Here is a 19,332-nt window from a genome sequence, read left to right as displayed (position 1 = left end):
TAAAAAGGTAATGGATAGCTATGACTCATGATTCATATATAAATATTTATAACAATCAGTTGCGTTCTAAAAGCAAACTCAGTACGCAATTTTCATCAAAAAAATCTTATAAGCTATTCTCAAGCATTGACCAGCTTATTGACCGGCTTAGGGCACTTGCTGATTAATCTCGACATTGACTTGATTTTGCTCATTACCAATCACGACTGGATTACCTGATAGATCACCAGACTCAGCAATAGCATTACCGCTATGGCTAATACGAGCGACCACGGCTAACTGAATTTTGTCAGCGCGCGCAGAGGCTATCGTACGCTCAGGCATCATCGCATCAAGATCGCTTAGGCTGATACTAGCCTCGCCTTGCTTAATCACACTAATAGGCAAGCGCTTGGCAGCAAACGGTGGCCCACCATTGACATCACGAATAGCCACGAACAGCACATCATCCGCTTTTACCAAAGGCAATAGATTGGCATTAATAGTGACCGTCACCTCAATACCTGCTGCTGCTTGCTGTTCTTGCGTATCTACGTTAGCGCTGAGCTCATCAAGGCTAGCTAAAGCCCTAGTATGATCTCCAGGCTTAGCAGCGATATTGGCACGCAAGCGCTTGATCCAACCTTGCGCTTGTTCATAGTTACTACTACGCGCTTCACCCATCGCCATCAGCATTTGTGCGCCTTCATGCTGCGGATTATTAGCTAACACATCTTGTATTACACGGCGGCTATTAGCATCGAGCTGACCTTTATTAGCAAAAAAGCTAATCTGCGCGTAAGTTGTGGCAATCTCTTCGTTATCAGGTGACAGACGATACGCGCGTGATAATGACTCAATAGCAGAATCTGTTGCCTCAAGGGATAAGAACAGCTCTGATAAGCGCATCCAACGATTAGGGTCATCGGCATGCTGGTGTACATTGCTCTGCATGGTCGTGATCAGCTCTCGCCCATCATCGCTGATCGCCCAAGCAGGTGGCTGATCGATCTTACCTGTTAATAGATCGTCAGCGACTTGACCGACTCTATCCTGAGCGGACCAAAAGTTGAATACGGGAGTACGGTCGCCAATGAGAAGATAAGCCATCAGTGTCAGTATCGGTACCCAAACGATCAATAGTAAACGGCTCTTAAACCCTGGAACGATCATAGGTGCAACTTGACGCTGGGCGTCTAGTAGTTGCCTCTCAAGCTCAAGCTTTTGGTTTTGATAATGATCATCATCGATAGTACCAGTATCTTTATCGACCTTGAGCTCAGCTAAGCGCTCACGAAAGACGGTGACATTGATGTCGAGGAGCTGATTATCAACTGCATTATGCTGCAATCGCTTTGAGCGCAGCCAAGGCATAGCCACGACAATGGCTAAAACTATAGTAATCAATAAGCCTAGAGCAATAAATAAGCCCATAGTAGAAAATAGGGTCATTATCTGTCCTCCGTGCTTGCGATGTCTTGAATAGTATCCGTTGAGCTACTATTGAAATCAGTAGTGTTTGAATCAGTAGCACTTGAATCAAGGTTACGGGATAATAGCCGATCGAGTTCGGCCTTTTCACTAGCCGTTAGCGGTGTAGTCGTGTGTTCAACTGAAGGGCCGCTTTGACCACGAGCGGTGAGCTGGCGACGTCGGCTTTGCCAAAACCAGCCTCCGATAAGTACTACTAATAATAAGGGCGGAAAAAACCATAGTATCCATGTTGACGGGCGTACTGGCGGCTTATAACTAATAAAGTCCCCATAACGCTCTTGCATATAGTCACGAATCTCACCATCGCTACGATTGTCTCGAACTAAGTCATAAGTTTTTTGCTTAAGATCTTGGGCGATAGGCGCATCAGAGCCTGCAAGGTTTTGGTTTTGACATTTAGGGCAACGTAGCTCTTCGATTAGACCGCGATACTGCGCTTCTTGCTGTACTGAGTCAAACTCATAGACATCGATTGCGGCATAAGCTGTGACACTAAATACAAACGCTAATATAACCGTAGCTAGAGCGGCTGTGAATACACTTGCCAGCCTAAATAGTGAATTGCGTTGAATAGAATTGAATGATATTGAATTTGACATTATTGACAGACCTCCGCGACTTGAGTGGCATCAGGAGCCGTCGAATTATTGCTTGCCTCATTCAGCACCGTCAGACAGGGAATGACGCGTGCTTGCCAATTGGCTTCATTGATTTCGCCAATGATATGCTGACGAATGACTCTATCGCCATCGACCACAAAAGTCTCAGGGGCACCCGTCAAGCCTAAATCTAGCGCAAACTGTCCAGACGAGTCTTGAATCGACATTGAGAACGGATCGCCGCGCTGGTTTAGATAGCCCAGCGCATTACCGATCTCATCTTTATAGTTGATACCAACAATATTGACACCGCGCTCCTCAAGCGTCATTAAGAACGGATGCTCGACAATACAAGTCGGACACCAAGAGCCCCAAACGTTGATCAAGAACGGCTGCTCAGGCAAATTATCATTGGTCATTATCCGTGTAGTATCCGATAGCAGCGGCAACTCAAAAGCGGGCACTGAGCGCTCAAGAGCCGTATTGGTCACAATCTCAGTAGGCTTACCCAAGCGCGCATACAACATCACGATTAGTCCCAAGAACACGATAAGCGGAATGAGAAACCATAGCTTCATCTGCTTTTTTTTCATGGTTTTTACTGGTTTAGCAGGCTGTTCATTATTAGAGCTATTGTTAGAGGTCATCTAGCGCTCCTCCGTAGTCGATGTCGCTGCTGGCGCAGTTACTGGAGTTGCTGTACTATCTGCTGTCATAGCATTTGGCGCAGCGGTTAACAATGGCGCTTTAACCTTTTTGATACGGTAGCGCTTATCCAGCATACTGATCAGGCCACCTAAGGCCATAATGATCGCCCCCAGCCATATCCAACGAATCAACGGCTTGACATAAATACGTATCGCCCACTGATTGCTGCCATCAGCAATAGGCTCACCTAGTGCGACATATAGATCGCGCATCAGGCTGGCATTGATAGCCGCCTCAGTGGTTGGCATGGTACTAATGATATAAGTACGCTTTTCAGGATAAAGGGTAGCGACATCGCGACCATTTTTACTGACATCAACCTTTGCTTGAGTGGCATCAAAGTTACTGGCTTTAATTTCTTTAAATTCAGAGAGCGTAAAATCATAACCTTGTACATTCACGGTCTCCCCTGGTGCCATCGCCACATCGCGCTCGATACTCAAACTGCTGGTAAAAGCCACACCAATGACGGCGACTAACACCCCGATATGGGCGGTTTGTTGACCCCAATAGCTCAGACGCAATTGACGCAAGCCTTTGACCAAACTAGGCGCGTTTTTGGTTTTATCTCTAAAATCAACCCCCATCCAGAACAGCACCCAAAAGCTTACGGCTAAGGTAACACCAATATTAAGCATAGAAGATGGATGAACAAAATAGGCAATGATAGCCGCTAACACCAAGCTACTGACCGCTATCACCAGACCTACGCCTAATAAAGGACGCGTGTCTTTTTTCCAGCGAATGTTAGAGCCCATACCCATCGCAATTAATAGCAGCCACGTTAGCGGTACAAACAGCGCATTAAAATAGGGAGAGCCAACCGACACTTGACCTAAATTAAAGGCATCAGCGATAATTGGATATAGCGTTCCTAGTAGGACGACTAAGGTTGAAATTAGAATAATCGCGTTATTAATTACCAAAAACGACTCGCGTGAGATCAGCTGATACTGACTCTCAACGGTCAAGCGCCAGCCACGCACGGCGAACATTAATAAGCCACCACCGATAATGACGCCTAGGATAGCCAAAATCACTAAGCCACGGGTTGGATCAGCGGCGAATGAATGCACTGAGGTAATCACCCCTGAGCGCACCAAAAAAGTACCGAGCAGACTGAGCGCAAAGGCAAAAATAGCCAGCATGATCGTCCATGCTTTAAAGACCCCACGCTTTTCAGTGACTGCCAGCGAATGGATCAATGCTAGACCCGCTAGCCAAGGCATCAGCGAGGCGTTCTCTACAGGATCCCAGAACCACCACCCGCCCCAGCCCAGCTCATAATAAGCCCACCATGAGCCCAAAGCGATACCAATAGTCAAAAAGCCCCAAGCTGCTAATGCCCAAGGTCGTGACCAGCGTGTCCAAACCGCGTCTAAACGCCCCTCCCACAGTGCCGCCATACAAAAAGCAAAAGGCACGACCATACCGACATAGCCCATATACAGCATAGGCGGATGAATAATCAGCCCAAAATCCTGCAATACAGGGTTAAGATCACCGCCATCAACGATTAGATTGGGTAGAGTACGATCAAAAGGCGATGAGGTAAAAATCAGCATCGCCAGCATCATGGTCTGGACGCCAGCTAATATCACCAATACTCGCGCGCGCATAGATAATGGTAGGCCACGGCTAAAATAGGATACCAAGGCACACCAAGTAGCCATAATAGTCATCCATAGCAATAGCGACCCTTCATGACCACCCCAAGTCGCTGAAAGCTTATAATACCAAGGCAATAGCGTATTAGAATGCTGACCGACATAGACCAGACTGAAGTCATTATAATAAAAGCCTGCCATCAATGAGCCAAAAGAGATAGCCATTGCCACAAACTGCGCCCAAGCTAAACTTGGTGCCAAACGCTGCCAAGCCACTCGCCCTTGCATAACCCCGATCGTTGGCAATACCACTTGCAAAATCGCCAACATAAAAGCGGCCAGCAAGGCCAAATAACCTAATTCTGTGATTAACATACGGTCTAACCTTGTTATACGCTTACAGTCTGTGCAGCCGCTTGATGAATCGAATCAAGACTGTAACTGCACTAGCCTATTGCGAATATTATTTTAGTGCGACTGGTTTATTTTAAATGCTGTTTTAACTGCTGGTTTTAAATGACTTTTTAAGTCACTTTTTAAATGAATAAACATTATTAGATATTGAGCAAGACTTTATGACAGCTAACTGATTTGTTCTAGTATTTGATGGTGATTACGATCGATGCCTTCAACACTTTGCTATAAAAACGGTTAAAAAGTGAGTCATAACCCTTCTATCATAAAAATTCGGACTTAAAGAAAACTTTAAGTCCTAAAAAAGCAAGTTTTAAAAAACTTAAAAAAAAGAAGCTACAATTAGCTTACCGCTGGGAAGAATACCAGTATCAAGTGTAGCCAGCCTGCCAAGAATCCTGTAAGCCCTCCCAACACAATCAAGGTCAGCTCATCTTCTTGAAAGGCTGGTCGCAATAGATTTTGGAACTCATGCGGCGACAAGGCACGAATACGATCTCGAAATAGACCAAATATCTTACTAGCGCGGCTCTCATTAAGCTCAGGATCACGCATCGGTATCATAGTGGCATTGATAGATTTATCAATGATAGTGTTCTTTAATTGACCAAATTCACGGCGACCCAGTCCCATACGTAAAGTGGTGTTGACTAATGGCGAATCCAATACTTCATAAAGGTGCGACTTCATCAGCTCACGCGTTTGAGCGGCACGATCACCATACATCATCTCATTCATGATGTTCTCTAAAGTGACTAAATCTTTGACCACAATCTCAGCAAATACTTCAGAGACCTCCTCTTGACGCTTCATAAAGCCGCCCTGCCAGCGAAACTGTGCGACATGAGGGCGCTGTAAGGTAATAAAAGGAAAGCCTTTACGCCAGCTAAAGAACTTAAAACAAGGGATAAATTTAGGTTCAATCGGATTAAACACCATCCAAATCGCAATCCAATTGGTCAACAACCCCCAAACTGCTGCGAAAAAGGGCACGGTCCAATGCACAGGCACCATCAAAAAGATAAACATCTGAATAATGCCAAAGATCAAGCCGATGAGCGCACTGATATGCCAAATAAAATTGATCTCATGCTGACCGACTTTAAGGAACATATTAACCATTAAACGCCGATCGCTCTCCATCTTATTAACGATCATCTGACGCATATCGACTAAATCCTCGACATGATAGGTCAAGTCCGTCACTAGCGACTGCATGATGGCTGGCAGCTCTTGGTGCGCCTGCGCATAAAGACGGCGTTTGAGCGCATAAGGGATATTATTCCATAGGGTCTCTGAGCGCTCAAGCATAATCTCATCAATGAGTGACTCAAGATTTTGATCGACGGTATCTGTAATAAATACCGCCATTTGCTCAGGCTCCATTGCTTGAAAAAATTCATCAAGCGAGCCTAATTTGGATAAGGTTTGATCGACAATCACCCCTGATATCTTGCCCGCCTTACGCGGCACGATACCTTGCCAGCCGATACCAGGCAAGCCAAAAAAGGGAAAGTTAGGAATACGAATACCCCAAAATTTAATAGGGTAAAACAGCATTTTTAGTGCCATCCATACGTGTACCCAAGTGACAAACGCGGTCACAGGCGGAATAGTCAGCATGGCAAGGAATTCTGGATGCTCAGCGAGCGTCTGCCATATTGAAGTTGCAACCATGACTGTTTATGCCCCCAACGATTATCGTTACTCTATGGTTTTATTGTTTTATGGTTATTAGCGTTGTCGTTATTGAATTTGTCGTTATTGAACCAGTTATTAAAACCGCTGTTGAATGAAACATAGCTGTTAATAAACAGGATAACTGCGGTAAAATAAAACGCCTGATTTTAACATACTTAGCATTTATTAGCACGGCTTACTGACGCTCATAAATGACTGCACAAGTGATGATTGCTAACGTAATTTTCTGCTGAACCTTGAATAACGCTGTCAGCTGACCCATTACTTCTATTTCAGGCATAGGTTATTGTTTTAATTACATTAATATAGGTTTAGTACCTTAATGGATTGGATGTTAGCTGCTTTCTATTTAACAGACGCTAATCGCTGTGCCAAGTAGCACAGAACGTAGGTTGTTCTGTTATAATTCGCTAGCTATACCGATTGCTTATCATTTATTTCAGATTTTGATGCTTCTATTTTTGATTACTTTTATTTTTGGTAAAAGTATTGGCTCAGCTAATAAACAGGATGTTATTTTTACATGAATAAACCGCTTGCGCCAGACACTGAACAGGTCAATCGCATCTTTATGCACCGTATTATTATTCTTGGTGTGCTTATATTTGCAGGCCTCAGTGGCTTGCTGCTGCGTTATGGTTATTTGCAAGTTTATGCTCATGAGCAGTATCTGACCCAAGCAGATAACAACCGTATCAAGCTCGTCTCAGCACCGCCTAGTCGCGGTTATATTTATGATCGTAATGGTATATTGCTCGCTGATAATCAGCCTGTATTTACCGCGATGCTCAGCCCTGATGAAGTAGTAAACCCAGAGCGAACCTTGGCACTACTCGCGCCTATTTTTGAACTAAGCGATACGGATATTACTGATATTTTGGCTCGTATTAGCCGCAGTAAAAATGACCCTGTGACTATCAAGATCGACGTCACTGAGCAGCAATTGGCGCAGTTTAGTGAGCGCAAGCCGTTTTTTCGGGGTGTAGATATACAAAGTAAGCTGACTCGCTCTTATCCTTATGATGAGCTATTCGCGCATGTGATCGGTTATGTCGGCCGTATTAATGATAAAGAAAGCAAACGGATCGATAAAGACCGTTACGCAGGTACGGATCTGATTGGCAAGATTGGTATTGAAGATTTTTATGAAGATATCTTGCTCGGTCAGCCCGGTTATCAGTCAGTAGAAACCGATGCGCATGGTAATATTTTGCGCCAGCTTGAGTCTAAAGCACCAACGGCAGGTAATGACATTACTTTGAGCTTAGATTATGGCTTGCAAACTGTAGCCCAGCAGCAGTTAGATGGCAGGCGTGGTGCGATTGTCGCCATCGACCCCAAAAACGGCGATGTTTTAGCCTTTGTCAGTAACCCAAGCTATAATCCAAATCCCTTTATATCAGGAATATCGTTTAAAGATTATGGTGAACTACGAGATGATCTCGATCAGCCATTATATAACCGTGCATTGCAAGGTATGTATCCTCCTGCTTCCACTATCAAACCTTTTGAGGGATTAGGGGGTATTCATTATGGTCTACGTAATTGGGAGACGACGATTTATGATCCTGGTTACTTTAGCTTACCAGGTGACAGTCATCGCTTTCGTGACTGGAAGCGCGGTGGTCATGGTTCAGTCGATCTCAAAAAATCTGTAGTGATGTCAGTGGATACTTATTACTATAAATTAGCTTATGAGATGGGTATTCAGCGCTTTCATGACTGGATGGTGCGCTTTGGTTTTGGTGAGCAAACGGGTATCGACTTGCCTAGTGAGCGTTCAGGAATTATGCCCTCCCCTAAATGGAAAAAAGAAACCTATGACAAAAACTGGCTACCAGGTGAGACCATTTCAGTCAGTATTGGTCAAGGGTACTTTTTAGCCACGCCACTACAGATTGCCAATGCCACCGCCATGACTGCCAATAAAGGTCAGCACATTACGCCGCATCTATTAAAGAGCAGCGATGGTGCCGCAGAGGTAAAAGTCATCACCAAACCTGATGGCAAAATTGACTTCAATGGTAAGCCCTCTGACTGGCTACGTATGCACGATGCTATGGAAAGTGTCATCAAGGCAGGCACAGGTCGCGGTATCTATACCCCGAACTATCGTATCGCAGGCAAGACAGGTACCGCACAGGTAAAATCCATTGCGCAGGGCAAAAGCTACAATAAAGCCACTCTTGATAAGCGACACTGGGATCACGCTTGGTTCAATGGCTTTGCCCCTGTTGAGAACCCAGAGATTGCACTGGCGGTACTGGTTGAAAATGGTGGTGGCGGTAGTAAAGTAGCCGCTCCTATAGGACGCGCACTATTCGATTACTGGATTATGCAACGCAAGACCAAACCTATTCTACCGCCCAGCGCCGATCAGCTGGCTATTATTAAACGCCAAAAGGCCGTCGATAAAGCCGCGCGTGATGTGATACGCGACCAAAGACTAGCATTAGAGGAAGAAGCCAAGGCAGAAGCCGAAGCCAAAAAAGAAGCAGAGGCTGCTGCCATAGCTACCACTGTTTCAGCAACAACTAGCGGGTAAATTTATTAAAAATGAACCGCCGCTGTAGGGTGGGTTAGCTCAAGCGTAACCCGCCTATCAATGCCAAAAGTATCACTATATAGTTATTTAAGAAGTTAGGTACTTAGATTTTGCGACGCTAGATTTTGATATTACAAAGTTACCATGCTGGGCTAAAGCCACAGCCTACAAACGCTCATATTCATTCAAAAACCGCTTACAATTTTTAAAATCACGCCATTACGCATAAAGATAAAATCATTATGAAAAAGCCAACATCATCCCGTAGTCATAAATCTAAAACTAAAAACCAAGATAAAGCTGCTGGTGACGTTCGCATTATTGGTGGTCAGTTTAAACGTCGTCTGGTCACTTTTATTGATGCCGATGGCCTGCGCCCGACGCCTGATCGATTGCGTGAGACCTTATTTAATTGGCTATTAGCTGATATTCATGGTTCACGGGTGCTCGATAGCTGCGCGGGTAGCGGAGTGCTAGGCTTTGAGTCTTTATCAAGGGGCGCGACGCACTGCACTTTTATTGAATTTAACCAAACACAAGCTAAACGTCTTGAGCACAGCGCCCAGCAACTCAAACTCGATACTGATTATTATAAAATAATAGCGGGAGCCGCTGAACAAGTACTGCTTCAAAACCTTAGTTTTGATCGTCCATTCGATATCGTCTTTATTGATCCGCCTTACGCGCAGGATCTATGGCACCCGATTTTAAGCGCTTTGATCGAACAGCAATTAATCGATACTACTAGCCTTATCTACTTAGAAGCGGATAAAGACTTGACTGAGCAATTAACAGACTTGACATCGATACTGCAACAAAAAGTAGCCACAGCAGACTTTCAAGGTTTTGACTGCCTTAAACAAACCCAAATTGGCCAAGTTGTCGCTGGACTTTATCAGCTCAGATCGTCATAATCGAACCTCTTTATCATTTAAAACGATAATAAAGGCAAAAACCTGCTGAATATGACTCATTAATAAGCGGTAGGCAAAAATAAACCCCAATGCAGCTTGCAACCATCTGCTCTACTGCTTATAATGTGCAGTCTGTTTTTTGAGAGCCCCGTTCCCAGCTAAACTCTCAACGAATTCTAAATTTAAGGTTTTATCATGAAAACACTTAGTGCAAAACCAGCTGATGTGACCCATGACTGGTTTGTCGTAGATGCTGACGGCAAAACTCTTGGTCGCCTAGCTACTCAAATTGCTACTCGCTTACGTGGCAAGCATAAGCCCTCGTTTACCCCGCACGTTGACACTGGTGACTTTATTGTCGTCATCAATGCTGACAAGATCACGGTAACGGGCAAAAAAGCGCAAGATAAAAAGTACTATCGTCATACTGGTTATCCAGGTGGTATCAGAGAAACTAACTTCTCTAAGCTGCTTGCAAAGAAGCCTGAAGATGTTTTGCATAAGGCTGTTAAAGGTATGCTTCCAAAGGGTCCTCTTGGCTATGCAATGATTAAGAAGCTGAAATTGTATGCGGGCACAGAGCATCCACACGCCGCTCAGCAACCTAAAGAATTAGACATCTAAGGATATACTATGGAACGCAATTACGGAACTGGTCGTCGTAAGACTTCTACTGCTCGTGTCTTTTTATCTAAAGGTACTGGTGACATCAAAGTTAACGGCAAGCCACTTGATGAGTACTTCAGCCGTGAGACTTCACGCATGGTTGTTCGTCAGCCATTAGAGTTACTTGACTCTGCTAGCGCTTATGATATCTATATCACTGTAAAAGGTGGTGGTATCAGTGGTCAAGCAGGCGCTATTCGCCACGGTATCACTCGTGCATTAGTTGAGCTTGACGAAACCAATAAGCCTGCGCTTAAAGCTGCTGGTTTTGTCACTCGTGACTCACGTCAAGTTGAACGTAAGAAAGTTGGTCTACGTAAAGCACGTAAACGTCCACAATTCTCGAAACGTTAATCAAAGCTATTATTTATTGCAATATGGCTACTGTCTTTTCTATATTTTTTATAAGAGCCAGTTAGCTATATACGATAAAATAATAGATTTGCAAAACCTTATAAGTGGTTTACCGCTTATAAGGTTTTTTTGTGGGCGATGGTTAATTAGATATATCGATAGCCGTAGGGTGCGTTCCACGCACCGATTAAGCGCTATAGCTCTATTATAAAAAGTAGTATTTGTTGAAACCTTGTTGGCGTAAATTGCGACTTTACCCTTGAGCACCAAAACAATATAAAAACATCACCTTATTTGATAAAATTTTGGAAAATTCTCAAAACTATACTTTGCTTATTTATTATAATTTCGACATTGGTGCGTGGAACGCACCCTACAACTAAAAGCGCCAGCCTACGGCATAATCTAAATCATTAAAATGATTTAATATTGCAATGACCTATAAGATATAAATCGATTCTTAATTCAACTTTAAGTAGCGTGGATGGCAACCCACGGATAAATAAAGAAAACCAATTCATTAGCAAACTTATAAAACCCAAACAACCTTAACCACCATTTTAAAAACCCGCTTGCAAAGTCAGCAGTGCTACCCCATCATAAGAGCAACTTTTATTACTAGTATCTCTTTTATGAAAGCGCCTGAACAATACGACCCTAGCAAAGCCAACTCACAAGATGTTCCGCCAGCTGGAGGTCACAAATCGCCAGATCGTCCATCACCAGCTATTCCCGCTGGTACGCCGACGATTACCCAAACCCATAAGCGTACCGCTGAGGCTCACAAAAAAGCTTTTGAGTGGCAATTTTTGCTGCCCAAATACTGGGCTATCTGGCTGCTATTGGCTATTGTGTTTCCTATGATCTATTTACCGCTGCGTTTACAGTTTTGGCTTGGGCGTAAACTGGGTATCTTGATATATAAGCTGGCAGGCTCGCGAAGACGTGATACGTTGATCAATCTTAAATTAGCCTTTCCTGAAAAGCCAGCAGTTGAACGTGAGCTGATGGCGAAGCAAGTCTTTGTCAATCAAGGTATTGGGGTATTTGAAACCTTATGCGCTTGGTTCCGCCCGAACGTCTTTACCCGTACAGTGTCTATTTCAGGCTTACAGCATTTGGTTAATGCGCAAAATGAGGGTCGTGCGGTTATCCTATTAGGCGCTCACTATACGATGCTCGATCTGGGTGGGCTGCTTTGTACACAGTTTTTTGCCGCTGACTGTATGTATCGCTCACAAAACAATCCTTTGCTTGATTGGTTTATTTATAATGCGCGTACCAGTATCTTTGGTAAGCAAATTGCCAGCCGTGATATACGTAGTTTAGCTACCTCTATCAAAGACGGTCATGTGATTTGGTACTCCCCCGATCAAGATTATGGTCTAAAACAAGGCGTTATGGCGCCCTTCTTTGGGGTGCCAGCCGCCACGATTACGGCCTCAAGACGCCTTGCCAAAATGGGTAACAAAAACAACCCACCTGCGGTTATGGCGCTGCATACCTATCGGCAAACACCAGATAATCTTCCTAAAGGCAAACGACCGCATTATCATCTAACCATTACACCAGCTTTGGATCATTATCCTAGCAATGATGAAATCAAAGATGCTACGCGCGTCAATGAGATATTAGAGGGTTTGATACGGATTGATCCGACGCAGTGGATGTGGTTTCACAGGCGCTTTAAAAATGGGCCTAATGGGCGTACTGATATTTATAAATAGTCGCTACACGCGATATTAGCTAATGCGTAAATTTGTTATACTCTACCGCTATTTATTAGCGTCAAATTTTTTTAGCTACCTTTCAATATTATTATAAATACAATAACGGATCTTTTATGAGCGACAACATTTCTAAACCTACTACTACCGACACTGCTACTGATAATACCAAAGCTAGCAAACGCATCTTAACAGGGATTAAACCAACAGGTACGCTACATTTAGGCAATTATGTTGGCGCGATTCGTCCTGCTATTGAGTCTATTCAAAACAGCGATGATGAGGCGTTTTTCTTTTTAGCGGATTATCATGGCATTATTGGTTGTTATGATCCTGCGGTGATTCATGAGTCGACCAAATCAATTGCTGCGACTTGGTTGGCCTGTGGCCTTGATCCTGAGCGCGTGACCTTTTATCGTCAGTCTGATGTGCCTGAAATACCAGAGCTGGCTTGGGTGTTGAATTGCTCATGTGCCAAAGGGCTGATGAACCGTGCCCACGCCTATAAAGCCGCTGTCGATGTCAATATGGAAAAGAGCGATGTCGATCCTGATCAAGGGATTAATATGGGTCTGTTTGGCTACCCAGTATTGATGGCGGCTGATATCTTAATGTTTAATGCGACCCACGTTCCAGTAGGCCGTGATCAAGTTCAGCATATCGAGATGGCGCGTGATATCGCAGGTACTTTTAATCATCGCTATAAGCCGCTATTTACTCTGCCTAATGCCGTAGTCGATGATGATACGCCGTTATTAACGGGCCTTGATGGGCGTAAAATGAGCAAAAGCTACGGTAATACTATCCCGCTATTTGGTGAGATGAATCCGCAGGTCAGCTCAGAGAAGCAGATGCACAAAGCGATTATGAAGATAGTCACCAACTCTCAGCTACCTGATGAGCCAAAAGACCCTGATGATTCAGCTATTTTTGAGATTTATAAAGCCTTTGCCACACCTAGCGAGATTGCAGATATGCGCGCGCAATTCGCCGCAGGTATCGGCTGGGGTGATGCTAAGCAAGCACTATTTGATAAAATAAATACGGAGATTGCACCGTTTCGCGAGCGCTATGAGCAGCTGATGAATAACCCTAAAGAGCTTGAAGAAATCTTGCAAATGGGAGCAGACAAAGCCCGTCGTCATAGCCGTAAGCAGCTAGATAAAACTCGCCGCGCTATCGGTATTCGACCGCTTGCTAAACTTAAGTAACTTAAGTCAATTGAATAACTTAGGTAGCCAAGCGCATGCTAACCAACACTGAACTGTCATCTAAAAATATCAATATAGAGTCTAGCACTGGCTCTAGCCATCATCATGAGCGCGATATAAGCTTACGTATCTATCAGACGCCTGTGCAGCAGCTACCTGACGATCTGTATGTACCGCCACAAGCCTTTGCGATTTGGCTTGAGCAGTTTGCAGGGCCGTTAGATTTTTTATTGTATTTGGTCAAAAAGAACAACGTCGATCTGACCCAAATGCCGATACTGCCGATTACCGAGCAGTATTTGGCTTATATCAGTCAGTTAGATCATGAGCACTTTGAGCTGGCAGGTGACTATCTATTGATGGCCTCAACCCTAATCGCTATTAAGTCTGAGCTGTTATTACCCAAATCACAAACGCCAACCGATGAGCGTGATCCCAAAGCAGAGCTAATTGAGCGCTTGGAAGCTTATGCGCAAATAAAAGGCGCAAGCCAGCGCTTAGATGCACTCGTGCGCCTTGAGCGCGATGTATTCTTAGCGCTAGTCAGTATGCCTGACCACGATATTATGCAAGCTGAGCTCCCTAGCTACTCGCCTAACCTCTTGATCGAGAGCTTATTTAAAATGCAATTGCAACCTGACTATCAACTGCATGCCCATACCATCAAAGCCGATAGCGTCACGCTCGCTGATCGTATTGCTAATATCAGTCGCCAGTTAAGTACAGAAGGCATGGGCGCACGCTCTTTTTATCAACTATTAGATAAGACGCAAGGTAAAATTGGGGTGGTGGTTAGCTTCGTTGCGGTATTAGAGCTGATAAAACGTCAATTAGTTGGTGTGGTTAAAGAGAGTAACAATGATATTAATGAAATCAAGCAACCAGTCAATAAATTGAAATTACAGTGGTTGGTATGAATTGTAAAATTCTTTTTTCGTAGGGTGCTTTCCAAGCACCGTTTAGGTAACCCTCGGAATTAAAAACGCAATTTATTATTTTACGATATAAATTTAAAGTTGGCGTAAGTTTTAAAACCTTAGAAAGTATTTGAATGACATAAAGCAGAAAAGCAATATCGCGTAGGCTGCGGCTTTAGCCCAGCAAACAGATATGCAAAGTTGCAATAGTAGATGATAGATAAATCAGCAAATAAATGAGTTGGTGTAGGTAGTGCTGCATCGCATCAGTTTTATAACATTTAACCTATAGCGGTGCATAAAATGCACCCTACAAAGTAGCTCCATTATGAAAGATATTGAAACCATCAGCCTACACATCGAGGTACTACTACACGCCTCTGAAACACCACTTACTGCTGCTGATCTACAAAAGCATCTTAGCTTATCCAACAAACAACTAGAGCAAGCCTTAACGATTCTGCAACAACGCTTGGCGATGGGCGTATTACGACTGAATCAAACCGCTAGCGGCTATCGCCTGCAAATCGCCGATAGCTACAGTAGACTCATTCAACAAGCATTCCCGCAGCGCCAGCAGCGCTTAAGCCAAGCGTTACTAGAAACCTTAAGCGTCATAGCCTATAAGCAACCCGTGACTCGTAGTGATATCGAATATGTGCGCGGCGTTAGCTTGTCGAGCAATATGCTACGCCAGCTATTTGATAAAGGTTGGATAGTCGAGGACGGGTTTAAAGACACTCTAGGTCGCCCTGCTCTACTGCACACGACACCGCAGTTCTTAGATGCGTTTGGACTGACTCATTTAGATGAGTTACCACCAATGCCAGATTTGGCGGCGATAGGGTCAATGTCTTAAGCTCATTCACAAAAAACAAAGTAGGCGTAGGGTGCGTTCCACGCACCAATGGTTGATAGTAGCGTCATTATCGGTGCATGAAATGCACCCTACAAAAACTAAAAACTTATTTTAAAAAGCAAAAAGCTGGGTTAAAAACCCAGCCTATATTTATACAAATTTACATTTCTAGATAGTTTAATAAGCTTTCAGCTCAAGCCCGACGCCGACACCGATATCGGTTGACTGAGTATCAGAATCGACCGCCCAAATTCTAGAATTGACTGTTACCAATGGCTGTAGCTGATGCTCCCATGCAACATCGATAGCGGTCAGCTTATCCGTCGTTGCAAAAGCTTGATTATCATTTTCATCCGACTGGTTAACCTTGGCATGCTGCAATTTTGCATTGATAAAGTTACGCTCATCAAGCCACAGTCTACCACCAATAGCGATACTCTCGGCATCACCGCCCAGCGCATATCCTAATGGATAACCATTCTGATAGTAGCCGTCGGTATAAGTACTATGATCATAAGAGATGCCGCGCACCTCGCCACTGGTACGGGTATCAGTATATTCTGCATAGAGCTGATAAGGCTTACCATAAGCGGCAGAGGCATAGTCTGCACCCGCTAGATACATGTTTTTAGAGGGCAGACCACCTGCTTCATCTTCGCCTATATACTGTGCATAGACGCCAGCTGGCACATTGATCAAGGGCGCTAGACTCACACGAGCATCAAAGCCACCTAACTGATTGGCAGGATCTTCACCAATAACCGCACCATTATCAGCGTTATCTTTAGTTCCTAGAACCGCATCAGCAAAAGAGCTTAAGCTCTCAGGTCGCCCTTCACCGCCCCACATAAAGCTGCGTGATGCTCCTACCTCAAGCCAAGGCAAAGGCTGGGCAGTCAAACGTGCGCCAAATAGCTTAGCTTCTGGTACAGCTTCATAATCATCAAGTTGCCCTGCAAATAGCTGATACTGCCAAGGGCCGACCCATGATAAATACTGTGAAGTAGGCGCTGCTTGCTGATCACGCTGCATAGTAAATCCAGCCACAGGAATACTAGCATCACCGCGTATCAGACTACCATCATGCCCAGGCCCCCACCATGCTGGTATCTGACCTGCAATTAACCACTGATTGGCAAAGCCACCTGCGACATAAGAGCCCTCAAAGCTCACATCAGAGCCGTCTTCAATCAGCTTGTCGTTCTTCAGATTGACTTGTAGATTAAATTCTAAGTTCTCTTCGCTCAGGCCTATAGAGCCGCTGATCTGCTGTCCTGCCAGCTTATCTTCACCAAAAGTCTGTGGCAATTGCTGTCGATTGGTTTGCAGATTAGCCTCAATATCAGCATGGACTAGAGAGTTAGGGTTTTGCTTGAGGGTCGTATAGACCGACTGGAGCATCTGCTGCTGCGCGGGCGTTACGGCATTAGCGGTGCTAAGACCGCGCTTGATCTCATTAGCCGTCAATGGCCAAGTGCTAGTACTGATCTGGGTCACGCCTTGACTATTAAGCCAGTCAATATCAGCCTTTAAGCGCAAATCATTCATGTATAGATTTTGTGCGGATGCAGTAGTCGGCATGATTAAGGCTAACAGTATCGTACTGGCGCTCAGTAAAGGGAGTAACTTGTTGTTCATGAGAATCTGCATCCGTAACTGTGTGTGGTAATAATCTGATAGAGTAAACCAGTATATATTATTTATCTTTAGTTAGAGTCAGCCATTTTGGTAAACACAGTATGGATAGCGGATACCGTTTGTTCGATTTCATTTTGTGTCAGTGTCGGATGCACCAAAAACATCAAGCTAGTATCACCCAATTGCTTAGCGACTGGCAAACGCGTTTCAGGACGCAGACCTGTATTATCAAAGGCTTTTTCTAGATACACCTCAGATGCCGAACCAGAAAAGCAAGGTACTGACAACTCATTAATCTCAGCGATAATGCGATCACGCGACCAGCCTTCGGGCAGATTATCTGGCTGCACATAGACATATAACTTATAATAACCATGGATAGAGTCTGCAAACGCTGGCGTGTTCTCAAGCCTAGGAACAGATAGATAGCCTTGCGCTTGCCAGTTATCACACTCGTCCAATATAGCCTGTGCATTGACTGTACGCTTAGCGGTCCAGTCCTGCATACGCGCCAGCTGAATACGGCCGATGACCGCTTGCATCTCAGTCATACGCCAGTTAGTACCAAAGCTCTCATGCAGCCAGCGATAGCCTGGTGGATGCTCAGTCTCATACACCGCAGCGTAGCTCTTGCCATGATCTTTATACGCCCACATCTTACGCCATAGTGTCTCGTCATTGGTGGTGACCATACCGCCCTCACCGCCCGTCGTCATTATCTTATCCTGACAAAAGCTCCAAGCACCGACATGACCGATACTACCAACGCTACGGCCTTTATAACGCGTACCATGAGCCTGTGCACAGTCTTCTATCACATACAGATTATGCTGCTCTGCCAGCGCCATGATCGCATCCATATCACAAGGCCAACCGGCTAGATGAACACAGACGATAGCCTTGGTGTTATCTGTAATGACCGCAGCGATAGTCTCAGCAGTAATATTGCCTGTCGCTTCTTCAACATCAGCAAAGATAGGTATGGCACCAGCGTTCACGACTGAAGAGATACTAGCAATAAAGGTACGTGGGGTAACGATGACTTCATCATCTGCGCCTATGTCTAAAGCCTGCAAAGCTACGTCTAAAGCGAGTGTACCGTTGCCCATAGCGATAGCGTAGTCGCTGTCTGCCCAAGTAGCGAACTCTTTTTCAAATTCGCGGCATTCAGTACCTGTCCAATAATTGACTTTATTAGATAATATGACTTGGCTAACGGCATCAGCCTCAGCTTGAGTAAAGCTCGGCCATGGTGAAAAGGGAGTGTTTAGCATAGGTTTCTCAATGGGGTTTGTTTATAACGTATATAAATAAATAATTACTTAATCAATGGACGTGCTGGATTGCCAACCACGATTGCTCCTGCTGGCACATCCTTAGTGACTACTGCACCCATGCCTACAATAGCACCTTTACCGATAATCAACGGCTTATCAGGAGTGCCTTGTTTAATCACTGCACCTGCTCCAATATAAGCATGGTCATGGATATGAATGTTACCATTGCAGCTGACTCTAGGAGCGAAAGTAACATAGTCACCGATGATACAGTCATGCTCGACGTAGCTATAGAGATTAGCATGAAAGCATTTACCGATAGTGACGTTGGCAGCTATCGTCACGAATGGGCTAAGTGCAGCACCTTCATCAATAATAGCACTATCCATAATTAAAGTAGAAGTTGATTGCACATTCCAAAGTGCAATACCATCATTGATAAGCTTAGTAGCAAGCTGTTGGCGAATAGCACTATTTGCAATAGCAATTAGTATATGCTTGTCACCTTCTAAGCTTTTGAATTTATTATAATTCATAGCGATATAACCATTCACTATAGAGTCTTGATCCAAAGCATCGTCGATAAATACGATTTGGTTATGATCAATCTGCCTGCTTTTACCATACAATTGCTGAAATTGTTCGATAGCTACTGGCATCAAGCTACGACCACAGCCAGCAGCGCCATAAACTGCAAACATATCACTCATGGCTATCTCCCA

Annotated in this window: 16 protein-coding genes; 8 read left to right on the top strand and 8 right to left on the bottom strand. The window is 44.4% G+C overall.

Translation table 11 applies throughout. The features are described from left to right. Positions 1 to 147: 147 nt before the first annotated feature. From ccmI to ACR63T_RS03870, 5 genes are all read right to left on the bottom strand, one after another. Entirely contained in the window at positions 148 to 1,431 is a 1,284-nt protein-coding gene (gene ccmI, locus ACR63T_RS03890) for a c-type cytochrome biogenesis protein CcmI (protein ID WP_472784830.1), read from the bottom strand. Next, entirely contained in the window at positions 1,431 to 2,072 is a 642-nt protein-coding gene (locus ACR63T_RS03885) for a cytochrome c-type biogenesis protein (protein WP_472784829.1), read from the bottom strand. Before ACR63T_RS03885 ends, ccmI begins: the two co-directional genes overlap by 1 nt. Further along, the gene (locus tag ACR63T_RS03880) at positions 2,072 to 2,719 is read right to left on the bottom strand and encodes a DsbE family thiol:disulfide interchange protein (RefSeq protein ID WP_472784828.1); all 648 of its coding nucleotides are present in this window, start codon (positions 2,717 to 2,719) and stop codon (positions 2,072 to 2,074) included. Before ACR63T_RS03880 ends, ACR63T_RS03885 begins: the two co-directional genes overlap by 1 nt. After that, positions 2,720 to 4,762 carry a heme lyase CcmF/NrfE family subunit gene (locus tag ACR63T_RS03875; RefSeq protein ID WP_472784827.1) on the bottom strand — a complete coding sequence of 681 codons (2,043 nt, stop codon included), beginning with the start codon at positions 4,760 to 4,762 and terminating at the stop codon, positions 2,720 to 2,722. A 381-nt stretch (positions 4,763 to 5,143) separates the two neighbouring features. After that, positions 5,144 to 6,478, bottom strand: a complete 1,335-nt coding sequence (locus ACR63T_RS03870; protein WP_201572481.1) for a DUF445 domain-containing protein — start codon at positions 6,476 to 6,478, stop codon at positions 5,144 to 5,146. Between the two features lie 547 nt (positions 6,479 to 7,025). Here ACR63T_RS03870 and mrdA point away from each other — a divergent pair. The 8 genes from mrdA (at position 7,026) to scpB (ending at position 15,695) form a co-directional block, all read left to right on the top strand. Continuing rightward, entirely contained in the window at positions 7,026 to 9,047 is a 2,022-nt protein-coding gene (mrdA, locus tag ACR63T_RS03865; protein ID WP_472784826.1) for a penicillin-binding protein 2, read from the top strand. A 242-nt stretch (positions 9,048 to 9,289) separates the two neighbouring features. Continuing rightward, positions 9,290 to 9,961, top strand: coding sequence for a 16S rRNA (guanine(966)-N(2))-methyltransferase RsmD (gene rsmD / locus ACR63T_RS03860; RefSeq protein ID WP_472784825.1), 672 nt, complete (start codon positions 9,290 to 9,292; stop codon positions 9,959 to 9,961). Between the two features lie 195 nt (positions 9,962 to 10,156). Then, entirely contained in the window at positions 10,157 to 10,585 is a 429-nt protein-coding gene (gene rplM, locus ACR63T_RS03855; RefSeq protein WP_201572475.1) for a 50S ribosomal protein L13, read from the top strand. Positions 10,586 to 10,594: 9 nt separating this feature from the next. Beyond that, entirely contained in the window at positions 10,595 to 10,981 is a 387-nt protein-coding gene (gene rpsI / locus ACR63T_RS03850; protein ID WP_201572473.1) for a 30S ribosomal protein S9, read from the top strand. A 632-nt stretch (positions 10,982 to 11,613) separates the two neighbouring features. Beyond that, positions 11,614 to 12,708: an LpxL/LpxP family acyltransferase gene (locus ACR63T_RS03845; RefSeq protein WP_472784824.1), complete on the top strand. Its 1,095-nt coding sequence runs from the start codon at positions 11,614 to 11,616 to the stop codon at positions 12,706 to 12,708. Between the two features lie 116 nt (positions 12,709 to 12,824). Beyond that, positions 12,825 to 13,919 carry a tryptophan--tRNA ligase gene (locus tag ACR63T_RS03840; RefSeq protein ID WP_472784823.1) on the top strand — a complete coding sequence of 365 codons (1,095 nt, stop codon included), beginning with the start codon at positions 12,825 to 12,827 and terminating at the stop codon, positions 13,917 to 13,919. A 35-nt stretch (positions 13,920 to 13,954) separates the two neighbouring features. After that, a complete protein-coding gene (locus ACR63T_RS03835; protein ID WP_472784822.1) occupies positions 13,955 to 14,836 on the top strand; it encodes a segregation and condensation protein A in 882 nt (293 codons plus the stop codon). Positions 14,837 to 15,164: 328 nt separating this feature from the next. Continuing rightward, a complete protein-coding gene (scpB, locus tag ACR63T_RS03830) occupies positions 15,165 to 15,695 on the top strand; it encodes an SMC-Scp complex subunit ScpB (protein WP_472784821.1) in 531 nt (176 codons plus the stop codon). A 177-nt stretch (positions 15,696 to 15,872) separates the two neighbouring features. On the opposite strand, the gene ACR63T_RS03825 is transcribed toward scpB, so the two are convergent. From ACR63T_RS03825 to ACR63T_RS03815, 3 genes are all read right to left on the bottom strand, one after another. Further along, positions 15,873 to 17,333, bottom strand: coding sequence for a capsule assembly Wzi family protein (locus ACR63T_RS03825; protein ID WP_472784820.1), 1,461 nt, complete (start codon positions 17,331 to 17,333; stop codon positions 15,873 to 15,875). Between the two features lie 68 nt (positions 17,334 to 17,401). Further along, entirely contained in the window at positions 17,402 to 18,607 is a 1,206-nt protein-coding gene (locus ACR63T_RS03820) for a DegT/DnrJ/EryC1/StrS family aminotransferase (protein WP_472784819.1), read from the bottom strand. A 44-nt stretch (positions 18,608 to 18,651) separates the two neighbouring features. Further along, entirely contained in the window at positions 18,652 to 19,320 is a 669-nt protein-coding gene (locus ACR63T_RS03815) for a PglD-related sugar-binding protein (RefSeq protein WP_472784818.1), read from the bottom strand. Between the last annotated feature and the right edge of the window lie 12 nt (positions 19,321 to 19,332).

It is taken from the genome of Psychrobacter sp. M17(2026) (genome assembly GCF_055699815.1).
Note: the sequence above shows the minus strand (reverse complement) of the source record. Positions and strands in the feature narration are given on the sequence as shown.

What these genes read in the sequence shown, in the direction of transcription:
- ACR63T_RS03825 (WP_472784820.1), bottom strand. Translation starts at nt 17,333, where the DNA reads ATGAACAACAAGTTACTCCCTTTACTGAGCGCCAGTACGATACTGTTA.
- ACR63T_RS03835 (WP_472784822.1), top strand. Translation starts at nt 13,955, where the DNA reads ATGCTAACCAACACTGAACTGTCATCTAAAAATATCAATATAGAGTCT.
- ACR63T_RS03870 (WP_201572481.1), bottom strand. Translation starts at nt 6,478, where the DNA reads ATGGTTGCAACTTCAATATGGCAGACGCTCGCTGAGCATCCAGAATTC.
- ACR63T_RS03845 (WP_472784824.1), top strand. Translation starts at nt 11,614, where the DNA reads ATGAAAGCGCCTGAACAATACGACCCTAGCAAAGCCAACTCACAAGAT.
- ACR63T_RS03840 (WP_472784823.1), top strand. Translation starts at nt 12,825, where the DNA reads ATGAGCGACAACATTTCTAAACCTACTACTACCGACACTGCTACTGAT.
- ACR63T_RS03815 (WP_472784818.1), bottom strand. Translation starts at nt 19,320, where the DNA reads ATGAGTGATATGTTTGCAGTTTATGGCGCTGCTGGCTGTGGTCGTAGC.
- rsmD (WP_472784825.1), top strand. Translation starts at nt 9,290, where the DNA reads ATGAAAAAGCCAACATCATCCCGTAGTCATAAATCTAAAACTAAAAAC.
- ACR63T_RS03820 (WP_472784819.1), bottom strand. Translation starts at nt 18,607, where the DNA reads ATGCTAAACACTCCCTTTTCACCATGGCCGAGCTTTACTCAAGCTGAG.
- rpsI (WP_201572473.1), top strand. Translation starts at nt 10,595, where the DNA reads ATGGAACGCAATTACGGAACTGGTCGTCGTAAGACTTCTACTGCTCGT.
- rplM (WP_201572475.1), top strand. Translation starts at nt 10,157, where the DNA reads ATGAAAACACTTAGTGCAAAACCAGCTGATGTGACCCATGACTGGTTT.
- ccmI (WP_472784830.1), bottom strand. Translation starts at nt 1,431, where the DNA reads ATGACCCTATTTTCTACTATGGGCTTATTTATTGCTCTAGGCTTATTG.
- scpB (WP_472784821.1), top strand. Translation starts at nt 15,165, where the DNA reads ATGAAAGATATTGAAACCATCAGCCTACACATCGAGGTACTACTACAC.
- ACR63T_RS03875 (WP_472784827.1), bottom strand. Translation starts at nt 4,762, where the DNA reads ATGTTAATCACAGAATTAGGTTATTTGGCCTTGCTGGCCGCTTTTATG.
- ACR63T_RS03885 (WP_472784829.1), bottom strand. Translation starts at nt 2,072, where the DNA reads ATGTCAAATTCAATATCATTCAATTCTATTCAACGCAATTCACTATTT.
- mrdA (WP_472784826.1), top strand. Translation starts at nt 7,026, where the DNA reads ATGAATAAACCGCTTGCGCCAGACACTGAACAGGTCAATCGCATCTTT.
- ACR63T_RS03880 (WP_472784828.1), bottom strand. Translation starts at nt 2,719, where the DNA reads ATGACCTCTAACAATAGCTCTAATAATGAACAGCCTGCTAAACCAGTA.